This is a genomic window from Zoogloea sp., assembly GCF_041911615.1.
Classification (GTDB): domain Bacteria; phylum Pseudomonadota; class Gammaproteobacteria; order Burkholderiales; family Rhodocyclaceae; genus Zoogloea.
In genome coordinates this window covers 26,145-46,257 of sequence record NZ_JAYROR010000089.1, presented here as the reverse complement: position 1 = coordinate 46,257, position 20,113 = coordinate 26,145, and the positions used below count along the sequence as shown (strand labels likewise).

Annotated in this window: 16 protein-coding genes; 2 read left to right on the top strand and 14 right to left on the bottom strand. The window is 68.6% G+C overall.

All coding sequences use genetic code 11. The annotated features are described in order from the left end of the window. Nucleotides 1–40: 40 nt before the first annotated feature. The 6 genes from ahpF to hemC form a co-directional block, all read right to left on the bottom strand. On the bottom strand, nt 41–1,585 hold the full coding sequence (gene ahpF, locus ACE3P2_RS10525) for an alkyl hydroperoxide reductase subunit F (RefSeq protein ID WP_374264169.1): 1,545 nt from the start codon (nt 1,583–1,585) through the stop codon (nt 41–43). Between the two features lie 98 nt (nt 1,586–1,683). Continuing rightward, complete coding sequence (ahpC, locus tag ACE3P2_RS10520) at nt 1,684–2,247, bottom strand: alkyl hydroperoxide reductase subunit C (protein ID WP_374264167.1); 564 nt, start codon at nt 2,245–2,247, stop codon at nt 1,684–1,686. Nucleotides 2,248–2,455: 208 nt separating this feature from the next. Beyond that, nucleotides 2,456–3,631 (bottom strand): heme biosynthesis HemY N-terminal domain-containing protein, encoded by a 1,176-nt coding sequence (locus ACE3P2_RS10515; protein WP_374264165.1) that lies wholly within the window; start codon nt 3,629–3,631, stop codon nt 2,456–2,458. Nucleotides 3,632–3,639: 8 nt separating this feature from the next. Next, nucleotides 3,640–4,728, bottom strand: a complete 1,089-nt coding sequence (locus tag ACE3P2_RS10510) for a uroporphyrinogen-III C-methyltransferase (RefSeq protein ID WP_374264163.1) — start codon at nt 4,726–4,728, stop codon at nt 3,640–3,642. Nucleotides 4,729–4,737: 9 nt separating this feature from the next. Beyond that, entirely contained in the window at nt 4,738–5,529 is a 792-nt protein-coding gene (locus ACE3P2_RS10505; protein WP_374264161.1) for a uroporphyrinogen-III synthase, read from the bottom strand. A 9-nt stretch (nt 5,530–5,538) separates the two neighbouring features. Continuing rightward, a complete protein-coding gene (hemC, locus tag ACE3P2_RS10500) occupies nt 5,539–6,468 on the bottom strand; it encodes a hydroxymethylbilane synthase (protein WP_374264159.1) in 930 nt (309 codons plus the stop codon). A 190-nt stretch (nt 6,469–6,658) separates the two neighbouring features. Here hemC and ppc point away from each other — a divergent pair, with 190 nt between their 5' ends. Continuing rightward, entirely contained in the window at nt 6,659–9,421 is a 2,763-nt protein-coding gene (ppc, locus tag ACE3P2_RS10495; RefSeq protein ID WP_374264157.1) for a phosphoenolpyruvate carboxylase, read from the top strand. Nucleotides 9,422–9,665: 244 nt separating this feature from the next. Continuing rightward, entirely contained in the window at nt 9,666–10,214 is a 549-nt protein-coding gene (locus ACE3P2_RS10490; protein ID WP_374264155.1) for a hypothetical protein, read from the top strand. A 100-nt stretch (nt 10,215–10,314) separates the two neighbouring features. Here ACE3P2_RS10490 and ACE3P2_RS10485 read toward each other — a convergent pair whose 3' ends face one another. The 8 genes from ACE3P2_RS10485 to ACE3P2_RS10450 form a co-directional block, all read right to left on the bottom strand. Further along, nucleotides 10,315–11,526, bottom strand: a complete 1,212-nt coding sequence (locus ACE3P2_RS10485; protein ID WP_374264153.1) for a hypothetical protein — start codon at nt 11,524–11,526, stop codon at nt 10,315–10,317. 21 nt (nt 11,527–11,547) lie between these two features. Further along, complete coding sequence (locus tag ACE3P2_RS10480; protein WP_374264151.1) at nt 11,548–13,356, bottom strand: hypothetical protein; 1,809 nt, start codon at nt 13,354–13,356, stop codon at nt 11,548–11,550. Continuing rightward, on the bottom strand, nt 13,353–14,363 hold the full coding sequence (locus ACE3P2_RS10475) for a glycosyltransferase family 2 protein (RefSeq protein WP_374264149.1): 1,011 nt from the start codon (nt 14,361–14,363) through the stop codon (nt 13,353–13,355). The genes ACE3P2_RS10480 and ACE3P2_RS10475 overlap by 4 nt, the downstream gene beginning before the upstream one ends. Continuing rightward, nucleotides 14,360–14,782 (bottom strand): GtrA family protein, encoded by a 423-nt coding sequence (locus ACE3P2_RS10470; protein ID WP_374264147.1) that lies wholly within the window; start codon nt 14,780–14,782, stop codon nt 14,360–14,362. The genes ACE3P2_RS10475 and ACE3P2_RS10470 overlap by 4 nt, the downstream gene beginning before the upstream one ends. A 134-nt stretch (nt 14,783–14,916) precedes the next feature. Further along, nucleotides 14,917–15,891 (bottom strand): hypothetical protein, encoded by a 975-nt coding sequence (locus ACE3P2_RS10465; protein ID WP_374264145.1) that lies wholly within the window; start codon nt 15,889–15,891, stop codon nt 14,917–14,919. After that, nucleotides 15,873–16,487 carry a hypothetical protein gene (locus ACE3P2_RS10460; RefSeq protein WP_374264143.1) on the bottom strand — a complete coding sequence of 205 codons (615 nt, stop codon included), beginning with the start codon at nt 16,485–16,487 and terminating at the stop codon, nt 15,873–15,875. Before ACE3P2_RS10460 ends, ACE3P2_RS10465 begins: the two co-directional genes overlap by 19 nt. Before the next feature lie 213 nt (nt 16,488–16,700). Further along, on the bottom strand, nt 16,701–18,791 hold the full coding sequence (locus ACE3P2_RS10455; protein WP_374264223.1) for a YgiQ family radical SAM protein: 2,091 nt from the start codon (nt 18,789–18,791) through the stop codon (nt 16,701–16,703). A gap of 149 nt (nt 18,792–18,940) precedes the next feature. Then, on the bottom strand, nt 18,941–20,026 hold the full coding sequence (locus ACE3P2_RS10450) for an acyltransferase family protein (protein WP_374264141.1): 1,086 nt from the start codon (nt 20,024–20,026) through the stop codon (nt 18,941–18,943). Nucleotides 20,027–20,113: the final 87 nt, after the last annotated feature.

Genomic DNA, 20,113 nt, shown 5'->3' with positions numbered 1-20,113 from the left:
GCGCAAACCCGGCGGTTTTTTTTGGGCACGGAAACCCGGATCAGTTGCGGATCAGATGATCGAAGGCCGACAGCGACGCCTTCGCCCCCTCGCCCATCGCGATGATGATCTGCTTGAACGGCACCGTGGTCACATCGCCGGCCGCAAACACACCGGGCACCGACGTGCGACCGTGGGCATCGACGACGATCTCGCCACGGGGCGACAGCTCCACCGTACCCTTCAGCCAGCCGGTGTTGGGCAGGAGGCCGATCTGCACGAAGATGCCGGCGAGCGCGAGCGCGTGCATCTCGCCGGAGACCCGATCCTTGTAGATGAGGCCGGTCACCTTCTGGCCGTCACCCTTCACCTCGGTGGTCTGGGCATTCACGATGATCTTCACGTTGGGCAGGCTCTCGAGCTTGGCCACCAACACCGCATCCGCACGCAGCTTGCTGTCGAACTCCAGCAGCGTCACGTGATCGACCACGCCGGCCAGGTCGATCGCCGCCTCGACGCCCGAATTGCCGCCGCCGATCACCGCCACCGGCTTGCCCTTGAAGAGCGGGCCGTCGCAGTGCGGGCAGTAGGTCACGCCCTTGGTGCGGTACTCGGTTTCGCCCGGCACGTTCATGTCACGCCAGCGCGCGCCGGTGGACAGGATCACCGTCTTCGAGCGCAGGCTGGCGCCGCTCGCCAGCTTCACCTCGATCAGCTCGCCGGGCACCAGGGCCTCGGCGCGCTGCAAGTTCATGATGTCCACGTCGTATTGGCGGACGTGTTCTTCCAGCGCGGCGGCAAGACGCGGTCCCTCGGTTTCCTTCACCGAGATGAAGTTCTCGATCGCCAGGGTGTCGAGCACCTGACCGCCGAAGCGCTCCGTGACCACGCCGGTGCGAATCCCCTTGCGCGCCGCGTAGATCGCCGCCGCGGCACCCGCCGGCCCACCGCCCACCACCAGCACGTCGAACGCGTCCTTTGCCGCCAGCTTCGCAGCCGCGCGGGCGTCGGAGCCGGAATCCACCTTGGCGAGGATCTGTTCCAGCTCCATCCGCCCCTGGCCGAACGCCTGGCCGTTCAGGAACACCGTCGGTACCGCCATGATCTGCAGCCGCGTGACCTCGTCCTGGAACAGCGCGCCATCCACCGTCTCGTGGCGGATCTTCGGATTGATCAACGCCATCAGGTTGAGCGACTGCACTACCTCGGGGCAGTTCTGGCACGACAGCGAGATGTAGGTGACGAAATTGAACTCGCCATCGAGGTTGCGAATCTGTTCGAGCACTTCGTCGCTCACCTTCGGCGGGTGGCCGCCGACCTGCAGCAAGGCCAGCACCAGCGAGGTGAATTCGTGCCCGAGCGGGATCGCCGCAAAGCGGATCGCGGTGTCGGCCCCCGGCTGGGCGATCCGGAACGACGGCTTTCGCTCGGCGCCGTCCTCGCGCTCGACGAAGCTGACCAGCGGCGACAGGCTCGCGATCTCCTGCAGCAGTTCGCGCATCTCGCGGGCGCTGGCGCTGTCGTCGAGGGACGCAACCATCTCGACCGGACGGGTCACCCGGGTCAGGTAGGCTTGCAACTGGGTCTTGAGGGTGGCATCGAGCATGACGGATCCTTCCAACTACCGGTTCGTGAATGTGAAAACGCCCGGGGCCAGAGGGCGCCCGGGCGTCTGAAAAAGCAGCGAAGCTGCCTGGGCGCGGCTTAGATCTTGCCGACCAGGTCCAGCGACGGCTTCAGGGTCTCGGCGCCTTCCTGCCACTTGGCCGGGCACACTTCACCCGGGTGGGAGGCAACGTACTGGGCAGCCTTGACCTTGCGCAGCAGCTCGGAGGCGTCGCGGCCGATGCCCAGATCGTGGATCTCGGCGACCTTGACCACGCCTTCGGGGTTCACCACAAAGGTGCCACGCAGGGCCAGGCCGGCTTCCTCGATCATCACGTCGAAGTTGCGGGAGATCGCACCGGTCGGATCGCCGATCATCGGGTACTTGATCTTCTTGATGGTCTCGGAGGCGTCGGCCCAGGCCTTGTGCACGAAGTGGGTGTCGGTGGAGACGGAGTAGACCTCGACGCCCAGCTTCTGGAATTCGGGGTACAGGTCGGCCATGTCGCCCAGCTCGGTCGGGCAGACGAAGGTGAAGTCGGCGGGGTAGAAGAAGAACACGGACCACTTGCCCTTGACGTCGGCTTCGGTCAGGTCAACGAACTTGCCATTGTGGAAAGCGGTGGCCTTGAACGGCTTGATTTCGGTATTGATCAGGGACATTGATGTTTCCTTCACTGGTTGGGATGGGAAAGCCACATGATAGGGCCGCGCATCATATCGTTCAAATTGATTGATGAAATGATATGGATTGTCTGAAGCTATCAACCCAGCGCTGAGCGAACCCCGAGCGGACTATGTTATTCCGCTAATTTGAAACAGGGAAGACGGGCCGCTTCCGCCGTCCCTGCAATCTGCCGACGCGGCGACATCAGCGCCGGGAGAGTTCGGCCGCCGCCCGGTAATGACGGTTGGCATCGTCGGTGCGCCCGACGCGTTCGGCCAGGTGGGCCAGCTCGACGTGGGCCTCCCAGCCCGGCTCGACGGCCAGCGCAGCCTCGAGGTAACTCTCGGCCTTGCCCCATAGCTGCGACTGCACGCACAGGCGGCCGAGGGTCAGCAGCAACTGGGGATCGCGAGGTTCCTGCTTGAGCCAGTCCTCGGCGTGGGCCAGACGACTGCGCACGTCACCGCCCTCGCAACGCCCGTAAATGCCCGCAAGCACGGAATCCCAACCGAAGGCGAGCTGCGTTTCGATGATCTTCTGGGCGGCGTCGCCGTCGTCCGCAGCGATCAGCGCGCGGGCCAGGGCTGCGACGAGGCGGGCATCGCGCTGCTCGTCGCGGGGCACCTCCTGCCAGTAGGCGGCGAGCGCCTGGGCGTCGCCGGCGCGCTGGCGCAGGCCTTCCTGGTGGGCGCGGCGCTTGACCGGCTCGGCCTGCTCGACGGTGAGCGCCTTGACCTTGACCAGCTGGCGCACCACGCGCACCGCCTCGGCCCAGTTGCCGCGGGCCTGGGCCGTGCGCAGGGCAAGACGCAGCGCGGCGATGTGGCGCTGGCCACCCGCATTGAGTTCGTCGATGCGCTCCGCGGCCTCGTCGAAGCGGCGCTCCTCGACGGCGAGCTTGGCTTCGGTCATCAGCCGCGCCAGGCGCATCTCGGCGTCGTGCTCGGCCACCTTGCCGAGCCAGTATCGGTAGCGCGTCTCGTCGCGCAGCGAATGGGCCGCGCGGGCCGCCAGCAGGGCCGCGAGCCCGGGCGACTCGCCGGCCTCATAGGCGGCGGTGGCCTGCTTGAGCGCCTGCCCGAAGCGCCCCTCGATGCGCAGGCGGACGGCGTCGTAGATCGCCTGAGCCGCCCGCTCGCGCCCCTTGCGGGCCCGGAACTGCTGCACCGCGCGGGGTAGCGCGAGGGTTCGCGAGACCAGCCGCGACAGCGCGTACAGCGCCGCGAAGCCGCCCACCAGCAGCACGATCAGCAGGTTGAGGGAAATCTGGACCCGATACGGCGGCCACACCAGCAGGGCGTAGCCCTCGTTGTAACGGCCGGCCACCGCCAGGGCGGCGGCGAGGGCGAAAAGGCCGAGCAACCACAGCAATCCGCGCATGGCCGGCCTCAGTTCTTCTTCGCCGGGGCGGCGACGGGCTTGTCGGGCGCGGGCGCGTCGATGCGCCGCTCGGGCACCGACTGCAGGCTGTGCAGGGCGGTGAGGCTGGCCTGGAGATTGGGCAGATCGACGCCGACCGGCGTTTTCTGGAGCTCGGCGAGATCGTCGCGGGCGGCGCCGACACCGGCGTTCTTGACGTCGAAGTAACGTGCCAGCCAGTCGGCCGAGATGCGCACGTCTTCGCGGAAGGTGTTGCCGTCACGGGAGAGCAGGGCCAGACGGGCGTTCATGAGGCGCAGCTTGAGGTTCTCGCGCAGGAACACCGCATTGCTCGGCGCGAGCAGCGCCGGATCGGGGCGATCCATGCGCTCGACGCGCACCAGCTGGCTGAACTCGGTCCAGAAATCCAGCCACAGGCGCCGGGCCCAGGACGGCGGCGGCTCGTCGGCCTTGGTGGCCTCGGCGCGCGGCTTGGCCTCGAAGGCCAGGGGCAAGGTGTCGAGGCGGCCGATCAGGCTCTCGAGCTTGAGCGCGACGCTGGCCGCATCGACCTGGGGCAACGCCTTGAGGGCGTCCAGGTCGCCCGAGATGGCCTTGCGCAGCGGCAGCCAGTGGGGCCGGTCGACGCTGCCGAGGCGCGCCTCGGCGGTCTGCAGGGCGAACAGCGCGGCCTGCACGTTGCCAGCCAGTTGAAGCTGCTGGGCGGCGATGACGATCGCCTGTTCGACCTCGGCGAGCAGGCGATCGTCGCGGGACCGGGAGAATTCCTGGTACATCGCCTCCAGGGCCACCTGCTGCCCCTGGGATTCGGAGAAGCGGGCCTCGAGGGCGCCGACCTTGCCTTGCAGGTCCTGGAGGTTTTCCTGGGCCTGCTTGGCCAGCGCGCGGCTTTCCTTGGCGACGGTGTCGCTGTCGGCGAGGCGGCGCGCCAGGTCTTCCTGCATGTCGGCGACACGGCCACGGGTTTCGAGCCACTGCCAGCCGAGCAGGGCCAGCGCGGCGGCGGCGATGAAGGCGGAAGGACGACGCCACGCCGACGGCGCAGGCGCCGGCCGGGCGGAATCGGGGGGCGGGAGGCTGGGGTTTTCGCTGCTCATGGGTGGAGTTTAACCCGGATGGGCCTTGAGGTTGGGCGCGGAAAAATGGGCGACGAGGCCGTCGAGCAGGCCCCGGTCGGCGGCGTCGGTGGCGATGACGGTGGCGAATCCGGCGTCGCGGGCGGCGGCGGCGATGCGCGGATGGGGCGCGAACACCGGCACCGAGCGCAGCGCCTCGACACCTGGCAGGGCGAGCAGATGACCGACGCCCTCGCTGCTGGTGAGGGTCAGGGCGTCGAGGCGGCCGCGGCGGGCACGGGCGACGAGGGGCGCCGGGTCGTCCACCGGGCCGCCACGGTGGTAGCAGGTGAGGTATTCGACGGTGGCGCCGCGACGGACCAGGGTGTCACCGAGCAGGTCGCGACCACCGTCGCCACGCAGGATCAGCACGCGCCGGCCTGCCACGGCGGCAGGCTGGAAGGCCGGCAGGGCGAGCACCGCTTCGCTGTCGAAGCCGTACTGGGGCGCGATCACGTCGGCGAAACCGCGTGCCGCCAACGCCGCCTCACTGCCCTTGCCGACGGTGGCGACACGCGTCGAAGCGGGCCACGGCGCCACCGGCAGCATGGCGTCGAGGGCGAACTGGACGGCGTTGGGACTGACGAAGAAGGCGAGGGAGAAATCGGCGAGGCGACGCGCCATCGCCACCAGCGGCGCCGGATCGGCCACGGGCGCGATGGTGAGCAGCGGAAAGCGCAACGGCTCGGCGCCCAGCGCGGCCAGCGCCGCGCACAGCGCATCGGCCTGCCCGGCTGGACGGGTGACGACGACGCTGCGCCCGGCGAGCGGCTGGCCGGCCATGTCGCGGGCTTACAGGCCGGCGAGGATGTCGTCGGCGCCGTCGGCGCGCAGGTCTTCGGCCAGCGCGAGGCCGAGGGCTTCGGGCTGGTCGATCGGGCCGCGGCGCTCGGCGCGGGCGATGCGCGAGCCGTCGGGCAGGGCGACGAAGCCGCGCAGCCACAGTTCGCCGTCCTTCACTTCGGCGTAGGCGCCCAGCGGCACTTCGCAGCTGCCGGCCAGGGCGCGGGAGGTGGCGCGCTCGGCGCGGACGCAGGCAGCGGAGTTGGCGTCGGCGAGCGGGGCGATCCAAGCAGCGACTTCGGGCCGGTCGGACAGCGCCTCGATGCCCAGCGCACCCTGGCCGGCGGCCGGCAGGGACACGTCGGACGACAGCGTGGCGCGGATGCGGCTGGCGAGGCCCAGGCGGGTCAGGCCGGCGGCGGCGAGGATGATCGCGTCGTACTGGCCTTCGTCGAGCTTGCGCAGGCGGGTGTCGAGGTTGCCGCGCAGGCTGGTGACGGCCAGCATCGGGTACTGGGCGTGGATCTGGGATTCGCGGCGCAGGCTGGAGGTGCCCACCACGGCGCCCGGTGGCATGTCGTCGAGGCTCTCGTACTTGTTGGAGACGAAGGCGTCGAGCGGCACCTCGCGCTCGGCGATGGCCACCAGCGCGAACTCGGGCGCGAGGGTCATCGGCACGTCCTTCATCGAATGCACGGCGATGTCGGCGGCGCGGTCGAGGAGCGCGGTTTCGAGTTCCTTGACGAACAGGCCCTTGCCGCCGACCTTGGCCAGCGGCCGGTCGAGGATCTGGTCGCCGCGGGTGGTCATGCCCAGCAGTTCGACCTTGCAGGACGGGTAGAGGGCTTCGAGGCGGGCCTTGACGTGCTCGGCCTGCCACAGGGCGAGGCGGCTTTCACGGGTGGCGATGACGATGCGGTCGGGCGTAGGGGCGCTCACGGTATTCGGGCTCGGCAAGGGTTGATGGTGGTGACGCGAGGATGGACAGCGGCGGGCTCGGGCGGCAATCTGCGGCTTCTGCAGTGCAGCATCAGGGTAGCCACCTATGGCGGGCATCCGGGCCGGGATTCTAGCATGGCCCCCTGCTGCGCCTCCCGCGCCGACCGCAACCGACTGGACAGGATTTCCGATGAGCGAACACAACAAGAGCGACGACAAAGACCTCCCCCTGCGCGACGACATCCGCCTGCTCGGCCGCATTCTCGGCGACACCGTGCGCGCCCAGGAGGGCGAGGCCGTGTTCGATCTGGTCGAGGCGATCCGCCAGTGCTCGATCCGCTTCCGCCGCCACGAAGACCACGCCGCCCGCCGCGAACTCGAAGCCACGCTGGACTCCCTCTCCCGCGACCAGACCATCGACGTGGTGCGGGCCTTCAGCTACTTCTCGCACCTGGCCAACATCGCCGAGGACCAGCACCACATCCGCCGCTCCCGCGCCCACCAGATCGCCGGCTCCGCGCCGCGCGAGGGCAGCCTCGCCCACGCCCTGCAGCGCGCCTTCGACGCCGGCATGGCGGCGCCGGAGCTGTCCGCCTTCTTCGAAACCGCCAACGTGGTGCCGGTGCTCACCGCCCACCCGACCGAAGTGCAGCGCAAGAGCATCCTCAACTGCCAGATGGCGATCGCCCGCCTGCTCGACGAGCGCGACCGCATGCAGCTCACGCCCGAGGAGCAGGACGCCAACGACGAAGCGCTGCGCCGTGCCGTGCTCACCCTGTGGCAGACGCGGATGCTGCGCACCGAGAAGCTGTCGGTGATGGACGAAGTCACCAACGGCCTGTCGTACTTCGACTACACCTTCCTGCGCGAGCTGCCGCGTCTTTACGCCGGCGTCGAGGACCGCCTCGCCGCCCACGACCGTAGCTGGGGCGCGCTGGAGCTGCCCAACTTCATGAAGGTGGGCAGCTGGATCGGCGGCGACCGGGACGGCAACCCCTTCGTCACCGCCGAAATCCTCGAAAAGGCGCTCGCCGTGCAGGCCGAGAAGGTCCTCACCTTCTACATGGACGAGGTGCACACCCTGGGCTCGCAGCTGTCCATCGCCCAGGGCCTGGTGAGCGCCTCCGACGCGCTGCTGCGCCTCGCCGAAGCCTCGCCGGACGGCTCGCCGCACCGCGCCGACGAGCCCTACCGGCGCGCGCTCACCGGCGTGTATGCGCGCCTCGCCGCCACCTACGCGCGCCTGCTCGGCCACCAGCCGCCGCGCCACGCCGTTGCCCCGGCCGCGCCCTACGACAGCCCCGAGGCGCTGGCCGACGAGTTGGAGGTGATCCACCGCTCCCTCACCGCCAACGGCCTGGGCAGCCTCGCCCGCGGCCGCCTGCGCCTGCTGCGCCGGGCGGTGTCGGTGTTCGGCTTCCATCTGGCGCCCATCGACCTGCGCCAGAACTCCGACGTGCATGAACGCGTGGTGGCCGAACTCATCAAGTCCATCGACCCCGCCCGCGACTACCTCGCGCTCGACGAGGCCGGCCGCGTCGAGATGCTGCTCGATGAGCTCGCCAGCCCGCGCCTGCTCGCCTCGCCGTGGCTCGATTACTCCGACGAGACCCGCGGCGAGCTGGCGATCTTCCGCGCCGCCCGCGCCGCCCACCTGCGCTACGGCAAGGCCGCGGTGCCCAACTGCATCATCTCCAAGACCGACGACGTCTCCGACCTGCTGGAGGTCGCCGTGCTCGCCAAGGAAGCCGGCCTGCTGCGCCCGGCCGAAGGCGTGCTCGACGTGAACATCATCCCGCTCTTCGAGACCATCGGCGACCTGCAGAACGCCGCTGGCGTGATGGACCGGCTGTTCGCCATCCCCGCCTACATGGCGCTGCTGGAATCCCGCAAGCGGGAGCAGGAAGTGATGCTCGGCTACTCCGACAGCAACAAGGACGGCGGCTTCCTCACCTCCGGCTGGGAGCTCTACAAGGCCGAGATCGGCCTCGTGGACACCTTCGCCCGCCACAACGTGCGCCTGCGCCTGTTCCACGGCCGCGGCGGCTCGGTCGGCCGCGGCGGCGGCCCCAGCTACCAGGCGATCCTGGCCCAGCCGGGCGGCGCCGTGCAAGGCCAGATCCGCCTCACCGAGCAGGGCGAGGTGATTGCCTCCAAGTACGCCAACCCGGAAGTCGGCCGCCGCAACCTGGAGGTGCTCGCCGCCGCCACGCTCGAAGCCACCCTCTTCGCCCCGCGCGACCCGGCCCCGCGCCCCGAATACCTCGAGGCGATGGACGAGCTCTCCGACGGCGCCTTCAAGGCCTACCGCAACCTGGTCTACGAGACCGACGGCTTCGAGCGCTATTTCTGGGAATCCACCGTGATCTCCGAAATCGCCGCCCTCAACATCGGCAGCCGCCCCGCCTCGCGCAAAAAGTCGACGGCCATCGAAGACCTGCGGGCGATCCCGTGGGTGTTCAGCTGGGCCCAGTGCCGGCTGATGCTGCCGGGCTGGTACGGCTTCGGTTCCGCGGTGCAGGCCTACCTGGCGAAGCACGGCGACGCCGGCCTCGCGCGCCTCAAGGCGATGCACAAGGAATGGTCGTTCTTCGCCACCCTGCTCTCCAACATGGACATGGTGCTCGCCAAGAGCGACATCGCCATCGCCAGCCGCTACGCCGATCTGGTGAAGGACGGCGCGCTGCGCGAGGCGATCTTCCCGCGCATCGAGCAGGAACACGCCGACACCCTGCAGGCCCTGCTCACCATCTCCGGCCAGGGCGCGCTGCTCGACGCCAACCCGCTCCTCAAGCGCTCGATCCACAACCGCTTCCCGTACCTCGATCCGCTCAACCACGTGCAGGTCGAACTCCTCCACCGCTACCGCGACGGTCACCAGGACGAGCGCGTGCGGCGCGGTATCCTGCTGTCGATCAACGGCGTCGCCGCGGGCCTGCGCAACAGCGGCTGAAGCCTGCGCTTCGCGGCTCCGCAACGGCCGGCCCTTGGGCTGGCCGTTTTCACGTCCGGCGTCCGCCCACCACGCGTAGGCATCGGCTTACGCGCTTTTCGGCCTTCCCCGGCAGGGGCTGTAGGCGCACGCCGGCGGTGGCGACCCGCGCCGATCCGTAATCTGACAGCCAGTGACGCAGCCGCCGGCCCCCCGCCGCGACACCGCGCCACCGACCTCAGCCAACACGACAAGGAGCAACGCCATGATTTCCCACTTCGCCCGCCGCATCCTGCCCGCCTTCGCCGTCGCCGCCCTGACGGCCGCTCCCGCCTTCGCGGCGAGCAGCACCGCCCCCTACGACGCCACCAAGCAGCAGGCCGAGCAGACCTACGACGCCGCCCTGAAGGAATGCGCCAAGCTCTCCGGCAACGGCGCCGACGTGTGCAAGCTGAAGGCCAAGGCCGAGCGCACCCGCACGGTCGAAAGTGCCCACGCCCGCGCCAAGGGCACCGCAGCCGCGGCCTACGACGCCCGCAAGGAAATCGCCGAAGCGGACTACAAGCTCGCCAAGGAAATGTGCGACGACAAGACCGGCAACGCCAAGGACGTGTGCAAGAAGGAAGCCAAGGAAGCCTACGTGCACGCCCAGGAAGACGCCAAGGCCCGCCTGAAGACCCAGGAAGCCTGGCATGACGCCGCCGAGGCCAAGAACGACGCGGCCTACGCCACCGAAAAGGAAAAGTGCGACGCCCTCGCCGGCGACGCCAAGGACCAGTGCGTCGCGCGCGTCAAGGCCCATTTCGGACGCTGATCCCACCAAGCAAGGGCCACGGCGCCCCTGAAACGAAAACAGCCGGGCGCGCGCCCGGCTGGTTTCGTTCACGCCCGGCCGGATGGCGGCCGACGCCGGGTCAGATGCCCAGCGCGTTCTTCACGTCGCGGAAGAAGGGCTTGATGTCGCGCAGGCTCCAGACGTAGTAGCGCACCGACGGGCGCAGGAAATCCACCGCGAAACGCAACACCTCGCGCACCGGCCGGACGCGGAAACTGCGGTCGCGGATCTGCCCCGGCTCGAGCAGGATGCGCTTCAGGCGCTTGATCTCGGTCGCCACCATGCGGCAGCGCAGGTTCTCGCGCAGCGGCGGCAGCTCGGGCATCAAGCCCTGCCCCTGCAGGCTGTAGGCGAGCAGACCGAAGCCCGCCCCGCAGTACATCGCCAGCGGGAAGCTTCCCCAGAAGCGGCCGTTCACTTCCATCAGCACGGCCCGCCCACTCGCCGGATCGTAGCGGTATTCGACCATCGCCACGCCCTCCCAGCCGATCGCCTGGAGCAGACGGATCGACAGCGCCTGCAATTCGCGGAAGCGCTCCAGCGGCACCGCGTCGCAGACGCTCGAAAACCCACCCTCGGGCGGCCACTCGGCCACCCGCAGATGCTGGAAGCGCCGCACCGCCTTGCCCCGGTGCATGAAGAAGAACTGACCCAGGCCAACCCCGGCGCAGTACGCCTGCACCAGCGGCCAGACGCCCACCGGCCGATAGCGCCCGGCCACGCGCAGGAACTCCTCGGCGGTATAGACGTACTCGGCCTTGACCAGCTCGATGCCTTTGGCGTGCAGCGCCGGGGCCACGCCGTTGGGGTCGGCCCACTTCAATACCGCCGGGAAAGGGAAGCTGCGGGCCAGCGCCTCGACCTCGTCCCAGGAGGTCGGGTTGGCGCTTTGCGGCACCTCGATGCCCACCGCCTCGGCCACCTCGAGGGTGCGCTCCTTGTCGAGCACCACCTCGAAGGCCTCCTTCGACGGCAGCAGCGGCTGCAGCACCCCGAGGCGGTCGCGGTTATCGATGAGCCAGGTGGTATTGGCCTCCGAGACGGTCAGCAGATAACCCGCACCGTGACCTTCGCCGATGGCTCGCAGCTCGGCCAGGCCCTGGTCGGTGCGCGGGTGGCGCAACACTTCGCCGTGGGTCAGGTAACGGGACTGCAGCCCGATGGCGTCGTCCCGGGCGGCGATGCCGATCACCGGGACGCCCGCTTCGCCCAGTTCGCGAACCAGGCTCAGGCCGATCTGGGTTTCGATGCCGAGCACGTAGCACGGCGGACGGACTGACTTTTCTGTCATGGACACTCTTCAACCGAACATCTACCCGAAATGGGCACCACGTCGAACTCTGCCAGCAAGCCCGAGCACGATCAACACACCGATGGAAACGATTGTGACCCAGCGTGCCATCGCGAACAGCGGCGTCTCCGTCCATTCGAGCCGCACCTCGTGGGCGCCGGGTGCGAGTTCGACCTGGATCAAGCCTGTTTCGGGGTCGTGCACCGCCGGGACGGGCTTGCCATCCACCTCGACCGCCCACATCGGGAACAGGAACACCGGCAGACGCAGCGGCGTCGCCGCGCGCGCCTCGATGTGCCAGCCGACGGTGTTGGACACGTAGCGGGCCGGACCGCACACCGCGCCGCGCTGCGCGCACTCCTTCGCGAAGCCCGCCATCGCCCAGTCGAAGAACGCCGGCGTGGCGTGCTTGGTGGCGTATTCCGGCGTACCGCGGAAAGCCCCCGCACTCAGCGGCAGACGCAGGCAGGCATTGCGGTCGACAGCGCAGGCGAAGCCCCCGTCGGGCGTGCGCGACCACTGGGGCAGCAGCTCGAACGAATACTGGTCGCGGGCCATCGCCGGCAGCAGCTTGCCACCGTCCAGGTAAGTCGCCTTGGCGGCGATCAACAGCCCCAGCACGCCCACCGCCGCCACCGAGCGGACCAGGCCGATCTCCCAGCCGCGACGGCCTCGGGCCCGCGCCGCCTGGGCCGCCAGCACACCGATGACGATCACCATCACATAGGCCACCGACAGGAAGCGATAAGGCAACTGGATGCGCAGCAGCGGCGACTGGATCGTCCACAGCGGGTACGACAGCTCCGAGGCGAAGAACACCGCCACCGCCAGCACCAGGAAGAGCTGCATCAGCAACGGCCGGATCGGCTGCCCGTCGGCACCCTTCAACTTGAACAGGAACCACGCCTGCACCACCAGCAAGGCCAGCACCGGCACCGCCAGCGGCCACTGGAAGGAGAACCACTGCACGCCGTGGATCACCGCCGAGAAGGTCGGCCAGGCGAAGGCCTGCAGGATGTGCGGGCCGGTCCAGGCGTCGGTATTGATCAGCGACTGGGAACCGAGTGCCGGCAACAGGTAGATCGCCCCCATGCCGAGGCCCAGTGCCACGGTGCAGCCCCAGGCGACGAGACGCCGCGGCAGCCCCGCCACCCGCACTTCGCCGCCGCCCGCCGGCGCGACGAACACCGCCGCCGAGTAGCAGACCAGCATCACCAGGGTGCTCATCGTGTGGCCGACCACTGCGATGCCGAGGGCCACCGCGGCAAGCAGGTTGATGCGCGCCGGGTCGGCCTTGGGTCGGAACATCGCCCACAGCAGCATCCCGTGGGCCGCGTAGCCCACCGACGCCCAGGCGAAGCCCTGGAACTTGTAATGCAGCATCACCAGAAAGGGGTTGAGCGACGCCGCGAAGCCGGCCACCAGGGCCAGCCGGTTGCTCGCGTAGTGACGGCAGGTGAGATAGACGAACAGCCCGAACACCGCGTTGCTCAGCACCTCGACCACGTGCATCGCGTTCCAGACGGTCATTCCGCCCAGCGCCAGCAGCGCCGACAGCAGGTAGTAGAGCGGCGAGTAGAACACGAACACCGGCTCGCCCAGGCCGAAGCGGGCGAAGAAGGTCCAGCGCGGATACCACCAGCCATGGGCGACGCTCTCGGCGTATTCCTTCGCCCAGTGGTAGTGCAGGTAGAAGTCGAAGTTGGGGTCGCCGTAGTGCGAACCGTAGTGCGGGAAATGCAGCACCAGCGCGAGCACCAGGAATACCCCGAAGGCCTTGACGCCTTCCGCCAGCGTCAGCGGCGATTCACTGCGGGTGAGCCCGATCATTGGCCGTCTCCGAAATCGCGCCCGCCGGCGATGGTCAGCGGGCTGCGGTCCACGCCGCCGCGGCTCGCCTGGCGCGGACGCGGGCGACGGATGATGAACATCGGGCGCTGCTTCTGCTCGTCGTACATGCGCGCCATGTAGATCGAGATGACGCCCAGCGCCATCAGGATCATGCCGCCGAGCATCACCTGCACGGCGATCACGGTGGTGAAGCCGATCGCCGCGGTGCCGGCGAAGTAACGGTACAACGTCTGCAGCAGCAGCAGGCTGCCGAGGCCGACGGTGGCGAAGCCCACGTAGGCCACCGCAACCAGTGGCATCGACGAGAAGGCCAGCAGGTTGTTGAGCGAGTAGCGCATCAGCGAACCGAGCGACCACTTGGTGGCGCCGATCTCGCGCTCCTGCACGTCGAACTCCACGTCCGCCACCCGGAAGCCAACCCAGGTCACCATGCCGCGGAAAAAACGATTGCGCTCGGGGAACTGCAGCAGGGTGTCCACCACCTGGCGGTCGAGCAGCTTGAAGTCGCTGGCGCCAGCCATGTCGCCCCCCACCGCGCGGCTCATGAGGCCGTTGAACAGGTTGGCGAAGGCGCGATACACGGCCGGCTCTTGTCCGCGGCGGCGCTTGCGGCCATTCACCACGTCGTAGCCCTCGCGCCACTTGGCGAGCAGTTCGCCGAGGATCTGCGGCGGATGCTGCAGATCGGCGTCCATGAACACCACGCACTCGCCGCTCGCCACCGCGAGCCCGGCGGCCATCGCGGCTTCCTTGCCGAAGTTGCGCGCAAAATTGACCGGCACCACGTCGGGCCGGAAACGTGCGATGTCTTGCAACACCGCTTCGGTGCCGTCCTGCGAGCCATCGTTCACGAAAACCAGCTCGGCGCGCACATCGAGGGACGCGATCACCCGGTCGATCTCTTCGAGAAAGCGGGGCAGCCCCTCGGCTTCGTTGAAGGCCGGCACGACGACCGACACCTCAACCCTGTCCGTATCCAGTTTCATCGGAACACCCTACTGAGGCAAAAATAATTGAAGGCCACCATCACCACCTCGGTGCCGAGCTTGGCGGCCACGAGGTTGTCCGACAACGCCAGCAACCCGACCAGCACCAGCGGCGACACGCAGAGGGTGATCGCGGTCACGGTGGCATAAAGCAGCACCTGGCGCAGCGGCATCGCCGGCCCGTCGCCGGTGTTGCGGAAGGAGAAATTCTTGTGACCGAAGAAGCCCGCCACCGCACCGGCCGCGCGGGCCGCGAACTGCGCCAGGGCCGGCTCGACCTGCAGTCCGCGCGCCAGCACGAAGAACACCGCCATGTCGAGCAGCAGCAGCGCCACGCCGGTGATGGCATAACGGACCGCGGCGGCACGGCGGCGATCCCGCAGCAGCGGCGGCGGCCGGACGTCGGCCCCGTCGCTCACGGCCGTCCTCCGGCGAGGCGGGCGCAGACCGGTCGGAAGAAAGGGATGCGCGTCATGAAGGCCTCGGGAAGTCGGAGCAAGAGCGGTGCGCGGGCGACACGATCAGGAAAACACCCGACCATGGGCCGGGAGCGTCATCCGAGGAAGCGGCGAGCCAGCTGCTCCCCGTGGCGCCAGAGCGTTGCGGGCAGGCTGGCAACCGGAAGGCGGGGCTGCGAACCGGGGTGGAATGTTGGCAGCATAGCCGCGGTGGCGACAGTAAATTCATCACGCCGGCGCGCCAAAAATTTGCATATTTTTTCAAACCGCCGCACCACGATGGCATCCGGCTCGCTGCGCCCCTGCTTGAGCATCTCGAAGTTGTGCGACAGCATGACGAAGTGCTCGACACCGCGCCCGCGCGCCGATTCGAGCGCGCCACACAGTTCGGCGACGCTGCAGGCGCCCAGCTGCGCCGGACGCAGGCGCCCGGTGCCGTCGCGGAAGATCGTCATCGGCACGCTCTGCACGCCGTCGATGCGCTGGGGATTCAGGAAGTCGACCTTGCCGCGCAGGTCGGGACCGCTGTCGGCGCACACTTCGTTGAGGCTGAAATCCACCGTCAGTCCGCAGGCGCGCAGGGCGCGGAAGGTATCGGCGTTGGCCGCGAAGCTGCCGGCCCGGAAGGCCGTGATCGGGGCGCAGCCCACCTGGGCCAGCAGGTCGAGGCCCATCCGGATCAGGATGGTCTGCTCCTCGAGGGTGTAGAAGGCCAGGTGCTGGCGCTTGCGGCTGGCGCCGGGAAACGGCAGCGGGGTCAGCTCGTCCGACCACTCGGGGTGCAGATGCAGCTGCACGTCGTGGCCGCCGGCGCGGATCAGGTCGACGATCACCGCCAGCTTGTCCACGCCGAAGCGCGCCGCGAACAGCGGCTCGACGAAGAACACCCCTTTGAGGCCGTTGCGGTCGAGGATTTCGAGGGTCTTCGGCAGCGCGTAGTCGCCCTTCGGCGAGCGGCCATAGACGTAGCGCTCGAAGCTGCCCGGGAAGTTGCCGTCGAGGTTGTTCCAGCCGCCGCACCAGACCTCGATGTCGAAGGTCAGGTAGACATTCACTTTTTGCTCAGACACGGGCTTTCTCCCAGGCGCAGTTCCTCGACCAGATTGGCCACTGCCGAGTGGATGATGGCGAAGCAGGTACGGAAATACTGGTCGGTGTGCAGGTGGGGGTCGTGGATGTGGATGCGGTGCGGACGCGACCAGTGTCCCAGCAGGGCGATCGCGTCGGCCGGAATGCCGCGGCGGATCAGCTCGTGCACGTGGCGGACCTCCATCGCCAGCAGCAGGTCGCCGGGCTGGTAACGGAAATCCGTGAAATCGGTGGCGCGATGGGCGCCCAGATCGATGCCGTACACCGGGGCCGCAGCGATCGCCTTCTCGAAGGCCGGCGCGCCGGTGGTGGTGGACAAGCCGAGGGACGCCACCTGGGCACCGAGCTTGTCGGCCACGGCGTGCCCGAAGGCACTACGGTTGATGTTGCCCAGGCACACGAAGACCAGGCGCTTCACCTCACGGGGGCGAATCTGCACGAAAGGCCGCAGGCCGCCACCAACGAAGGCCAGCTCCCCCAGGACCAACCGCACGAACCCCCGGAAGGTGCCGAAACCGACATCGATCAGCGAGGCGATCCGCCCGCTGAGGCTCGAACGATAGACTAGCTTTTCCACTTTTCACCAACGAATGACGGGACATTGAAACGGCAGCGCCCCCACGGCAGCGTAACAGCATTTAACTTAACGATGGACTGTTACAAACCGCCGCAGCCGCCGCGATCGGTGCGACACGGCCGCGGGCGCCGGGAACCCACGTGACATGGGCGCCGCATGATACCCGGCAGCGCGCCGGCGCGACGTGCAGCACGTCGCGTTCGCGACGAGAGCTTACCGCCCGCCTCCACGGCGTGGCGGCGGCGCCCGACGCGCGCCCACCGGGCTGGCCGCCTTGCCGCCGGTCTTGCGCGGACTGCCGGCCGTGGGCTTGTCACCGCGCGCGAGGATCACCGGCTGATCGCGCGGCACCAGATGACGCGGCGAGGCGCCGATCAGATCGCCGCGGCCCATCGCCCGCAGCGCCTCGCGGATCAACGGCCAGCCTTCCGGGTCGTGGTAGCGCAGCAGCGCCTTGTGGAGCCGGCGCTGACGGCCGGACTTGGGCGTGTCGACCGACTCGGACGTGGCCGACACCTTGCGAAGCGGGTTCTTGCCGGAGTGGTACATCGTCGTCGCCATCGCCATCGGCGTCGGCATGAAGGTCTGCACCTGGTCGAGCCTGAAATTGTTCGACTTGAGCCACAGGGCCAGATTGACCATGTCCTCGTCCGTCGTGCCCGGGTGGGCGGCGATGAAGTACGGGATCAGGTGCTGCTTCTTGCCGGCCTCTTTCGAGAAACGCTCGAACATCTCCTTGAAGCGGTCGTAGGTGCCGATGCCGGGCTTCATCATCTTGCCGAGCGGGCCGTCCTCGGTGTGCTCCGGGGCGATCTTGAGCAGGCCGCCCACGTGGTGGGTGACGAGTTCCTTCACGTATTCGGGCGAGCGCACGGCGAGGTCGTAGCGCAGGCCGGAGCCGATCAGCACCTTCTTGACACCCGGGATCGCCCGCGCCTTGCGGTACAGGCGCACCAGCGGGCCGTGGTCGGTGCCGAGGTTCTCGCAGATGCCCGGGAACACGCACGACAGCCGACGGCAGGACGACTCGATCTTCGGGTCCTTGCAGGCCATGCGGTACATGTTGGCGGTGGGGCCGCCGAGATCCGAGATGGTGCCGGTGAAGCCTGGCGTCTTGTCGCGGATCTCCTCGATCTCGCGCAGGATCGACGCCTCGGAGCGGCTCTGGATGATGCGGCCCTCGTGCTCGGTGATCGAGCAGAAGGTGCAGCCGCCGAAGCAGCCGCGCATGATGTTGATCGAGAAGCGGATCATGTCCCAGGCCGGGATGCGCGCCTCGCCGTAAGCGGGATGCGGGCGGCGGGCGTAGGGCTGGCCGAAGACCCAGTCCATCTCCTCGGTGGTGAGCGGCACCGGCGGCGGGTTGAGCCACACGTCGCGGCAGCCGGGGCCGACGCCGTGGGCCTGCACCATCGCGCGGGCGTTGCCGGGGTTGGATTCGAGATGGAAGGTGCGCGACGCGTGGGCGTACATGACCCGGTCGTCCTTCACCACCTCGTAGGCGGGCAGGCGGATCACCTGCTTCGCCCGGTCGGCCTTGCGGGCCGCGACGCGCTCGGCGGCCGGCACGATGCGCACCGGCTGGGCGCCGTCGGCGGCGGGCGCCGTCTGCTGCGGCTCCATCGCGTAGGGATCGGGATGCGGCTCGACGGGGCCGGGGCGGTCGATGGCGATGGAATCCACCTCGACGAAGCCCTCCGGCCGCCAGCCGGGCTTGACCATGAAGGCCGTGCCGCGCAGGTCGCGGATCTGCTCGATCGGCTCGCCGGCGGCCAGGCGGTGCGCGAGGGCGATCACCGCCCGCTCGCCGGAGCCGAACACCAGCAGGTCGGCCTTGGAATCGGGCAGCACCGAGCGGCGCACCTTCTCGGACCAATGGTCGTAGTGGGCGATGCGGCGCAGGCTGGCCTCGATGGAGCCGATCACGATGTTGGCGTCCGGGTAGGCCTCGCGGGCGCGCTGGGCGTAGACCACCACGGCGCGGTCGGGGCGCTTGTCGGGCTGCGCGTCGGCGGTGTAGGCGTCGTCGGAACGGGGTTTGCGGTCGGCGGTGTAGCGGTTGATCATCGAATCCATGTTCCCGGCGGTGATGCCGTAGAACAGCCGCGGCTTGCCCAGCGCGCGGAAGGCGTCGGCCGAGTGCCAGTCGGGCTGGCTGATGATGCCGACACGAAAGCCCTGGGCTTCGAGGGCGCGGCCGATCAGCGCCATGCCGAAACTCGGGTGGTCGATGTACGCGTCGCCGGTGACGACGATGATGTCGCATTCGTCCCAGCCGAGGGCGTCCATCTCGGCCCGACTCATGGGCAGGAAGGGCGCCGGCGCAAGCATGGGCCGGTGGCGGGGATACGAAAGCAGGGAGGGAGTATTGCCGGGGTTTTCCATGGGCGCGATTGTACGGGAGCCCTCCTTGGAACACCCGCGAAAGCGGACGTTCCCGCCCGCGAGCGGGGTCAGGCCGCCATCACGCCCCGCCGAGCGAACAGGGCCAGCAGCCACCCGCGCAGGCGGTAGCGGTGCGCCTCGGTCTGGCGGCTGACGAGCACCACGCTGGCAAAGACCAGGGCGGTCACCGTCAGCCAGTACCACGGCTGCGCGGGGTTGCCGCGCACGATCGCGCTCCACATCAGGAACAAGGGCAGATGCAGCAGGTAGAGCGTGAAGGTGCAGCCGGCCACCTGCCGTATCGGGCGTTCCAGCGCGATCAACCAGCCGCCCGAGCCGGCCAGCAGCGCCCGCATCCCGGCGAAGTTCAGGCACACCAGCAGCGTCAGCAGGTAGTCGCCGACCACGTAGTTGGCAAAGCCGAGATACTGGGCGACGTCCTGGCCGAGCGCAGCCTTGAGCCACAGACAACCCCAGCGGTCGATCTTGAGGGCGTGGAACAGCCAGAAGCCGGTGAGGCTGAACCCGACCATCGCCAGCGCCGAGCGCCGGCCCAGCCAGGGCGGCATCCGCCAGCGGTAGAGCAGCACGCCCGCCCACCAGATCGGCGCGAGCAGGATGAACTTCGGCCCGAGCGCCAGGGCGAGCAGCGCGGCGGCGACCCAGCCCACCCGTCGGGGCAGGAAGATCACCAGCGCAAAGGCAGCGTAGTACCAGAACTCGACGCAGATCGACCAGAACGGCAGGTTCGAGAAGCTCATCACCGACAGCAGCCACACCTCGTTGAGCAGCAGCAGGCTCAGCACGACGCGCGCCAGCACCTGGTCCGAAGCGCTGTGGGCGTAGATTTCGGGCGCGAAGGCGCGCCCGACAGTATCGAACAGCAGGGTCAGGAAGATCGCCGGCACGGTCACCGAGAAGATGCGCGCGATGCGGCTGGCGACGTAGTCCGCCCAGTGCGCTTCCTTGCTGTCGGTGACGTGGCGGATGACGAAGCCCGACAGCACGAAGAACACCACCACCGCACTGTGGCCGAATCCGCTGAAAGGGACTTCGGAGGTGCTCAGGAAACGCTGATTCGAGTGATACAGATAGACAAGAAACGCTGCCGCAAAACGTATCAGATCGAGGTAGATCGAAAAGGACCGCCCCACGCCACCGCTCCCACTGTCATATGCGAGCGGAGAATTTACATTTTATTACAGACAAACCGGCCGCCGTTCGTGACGCGGCCGTGACAA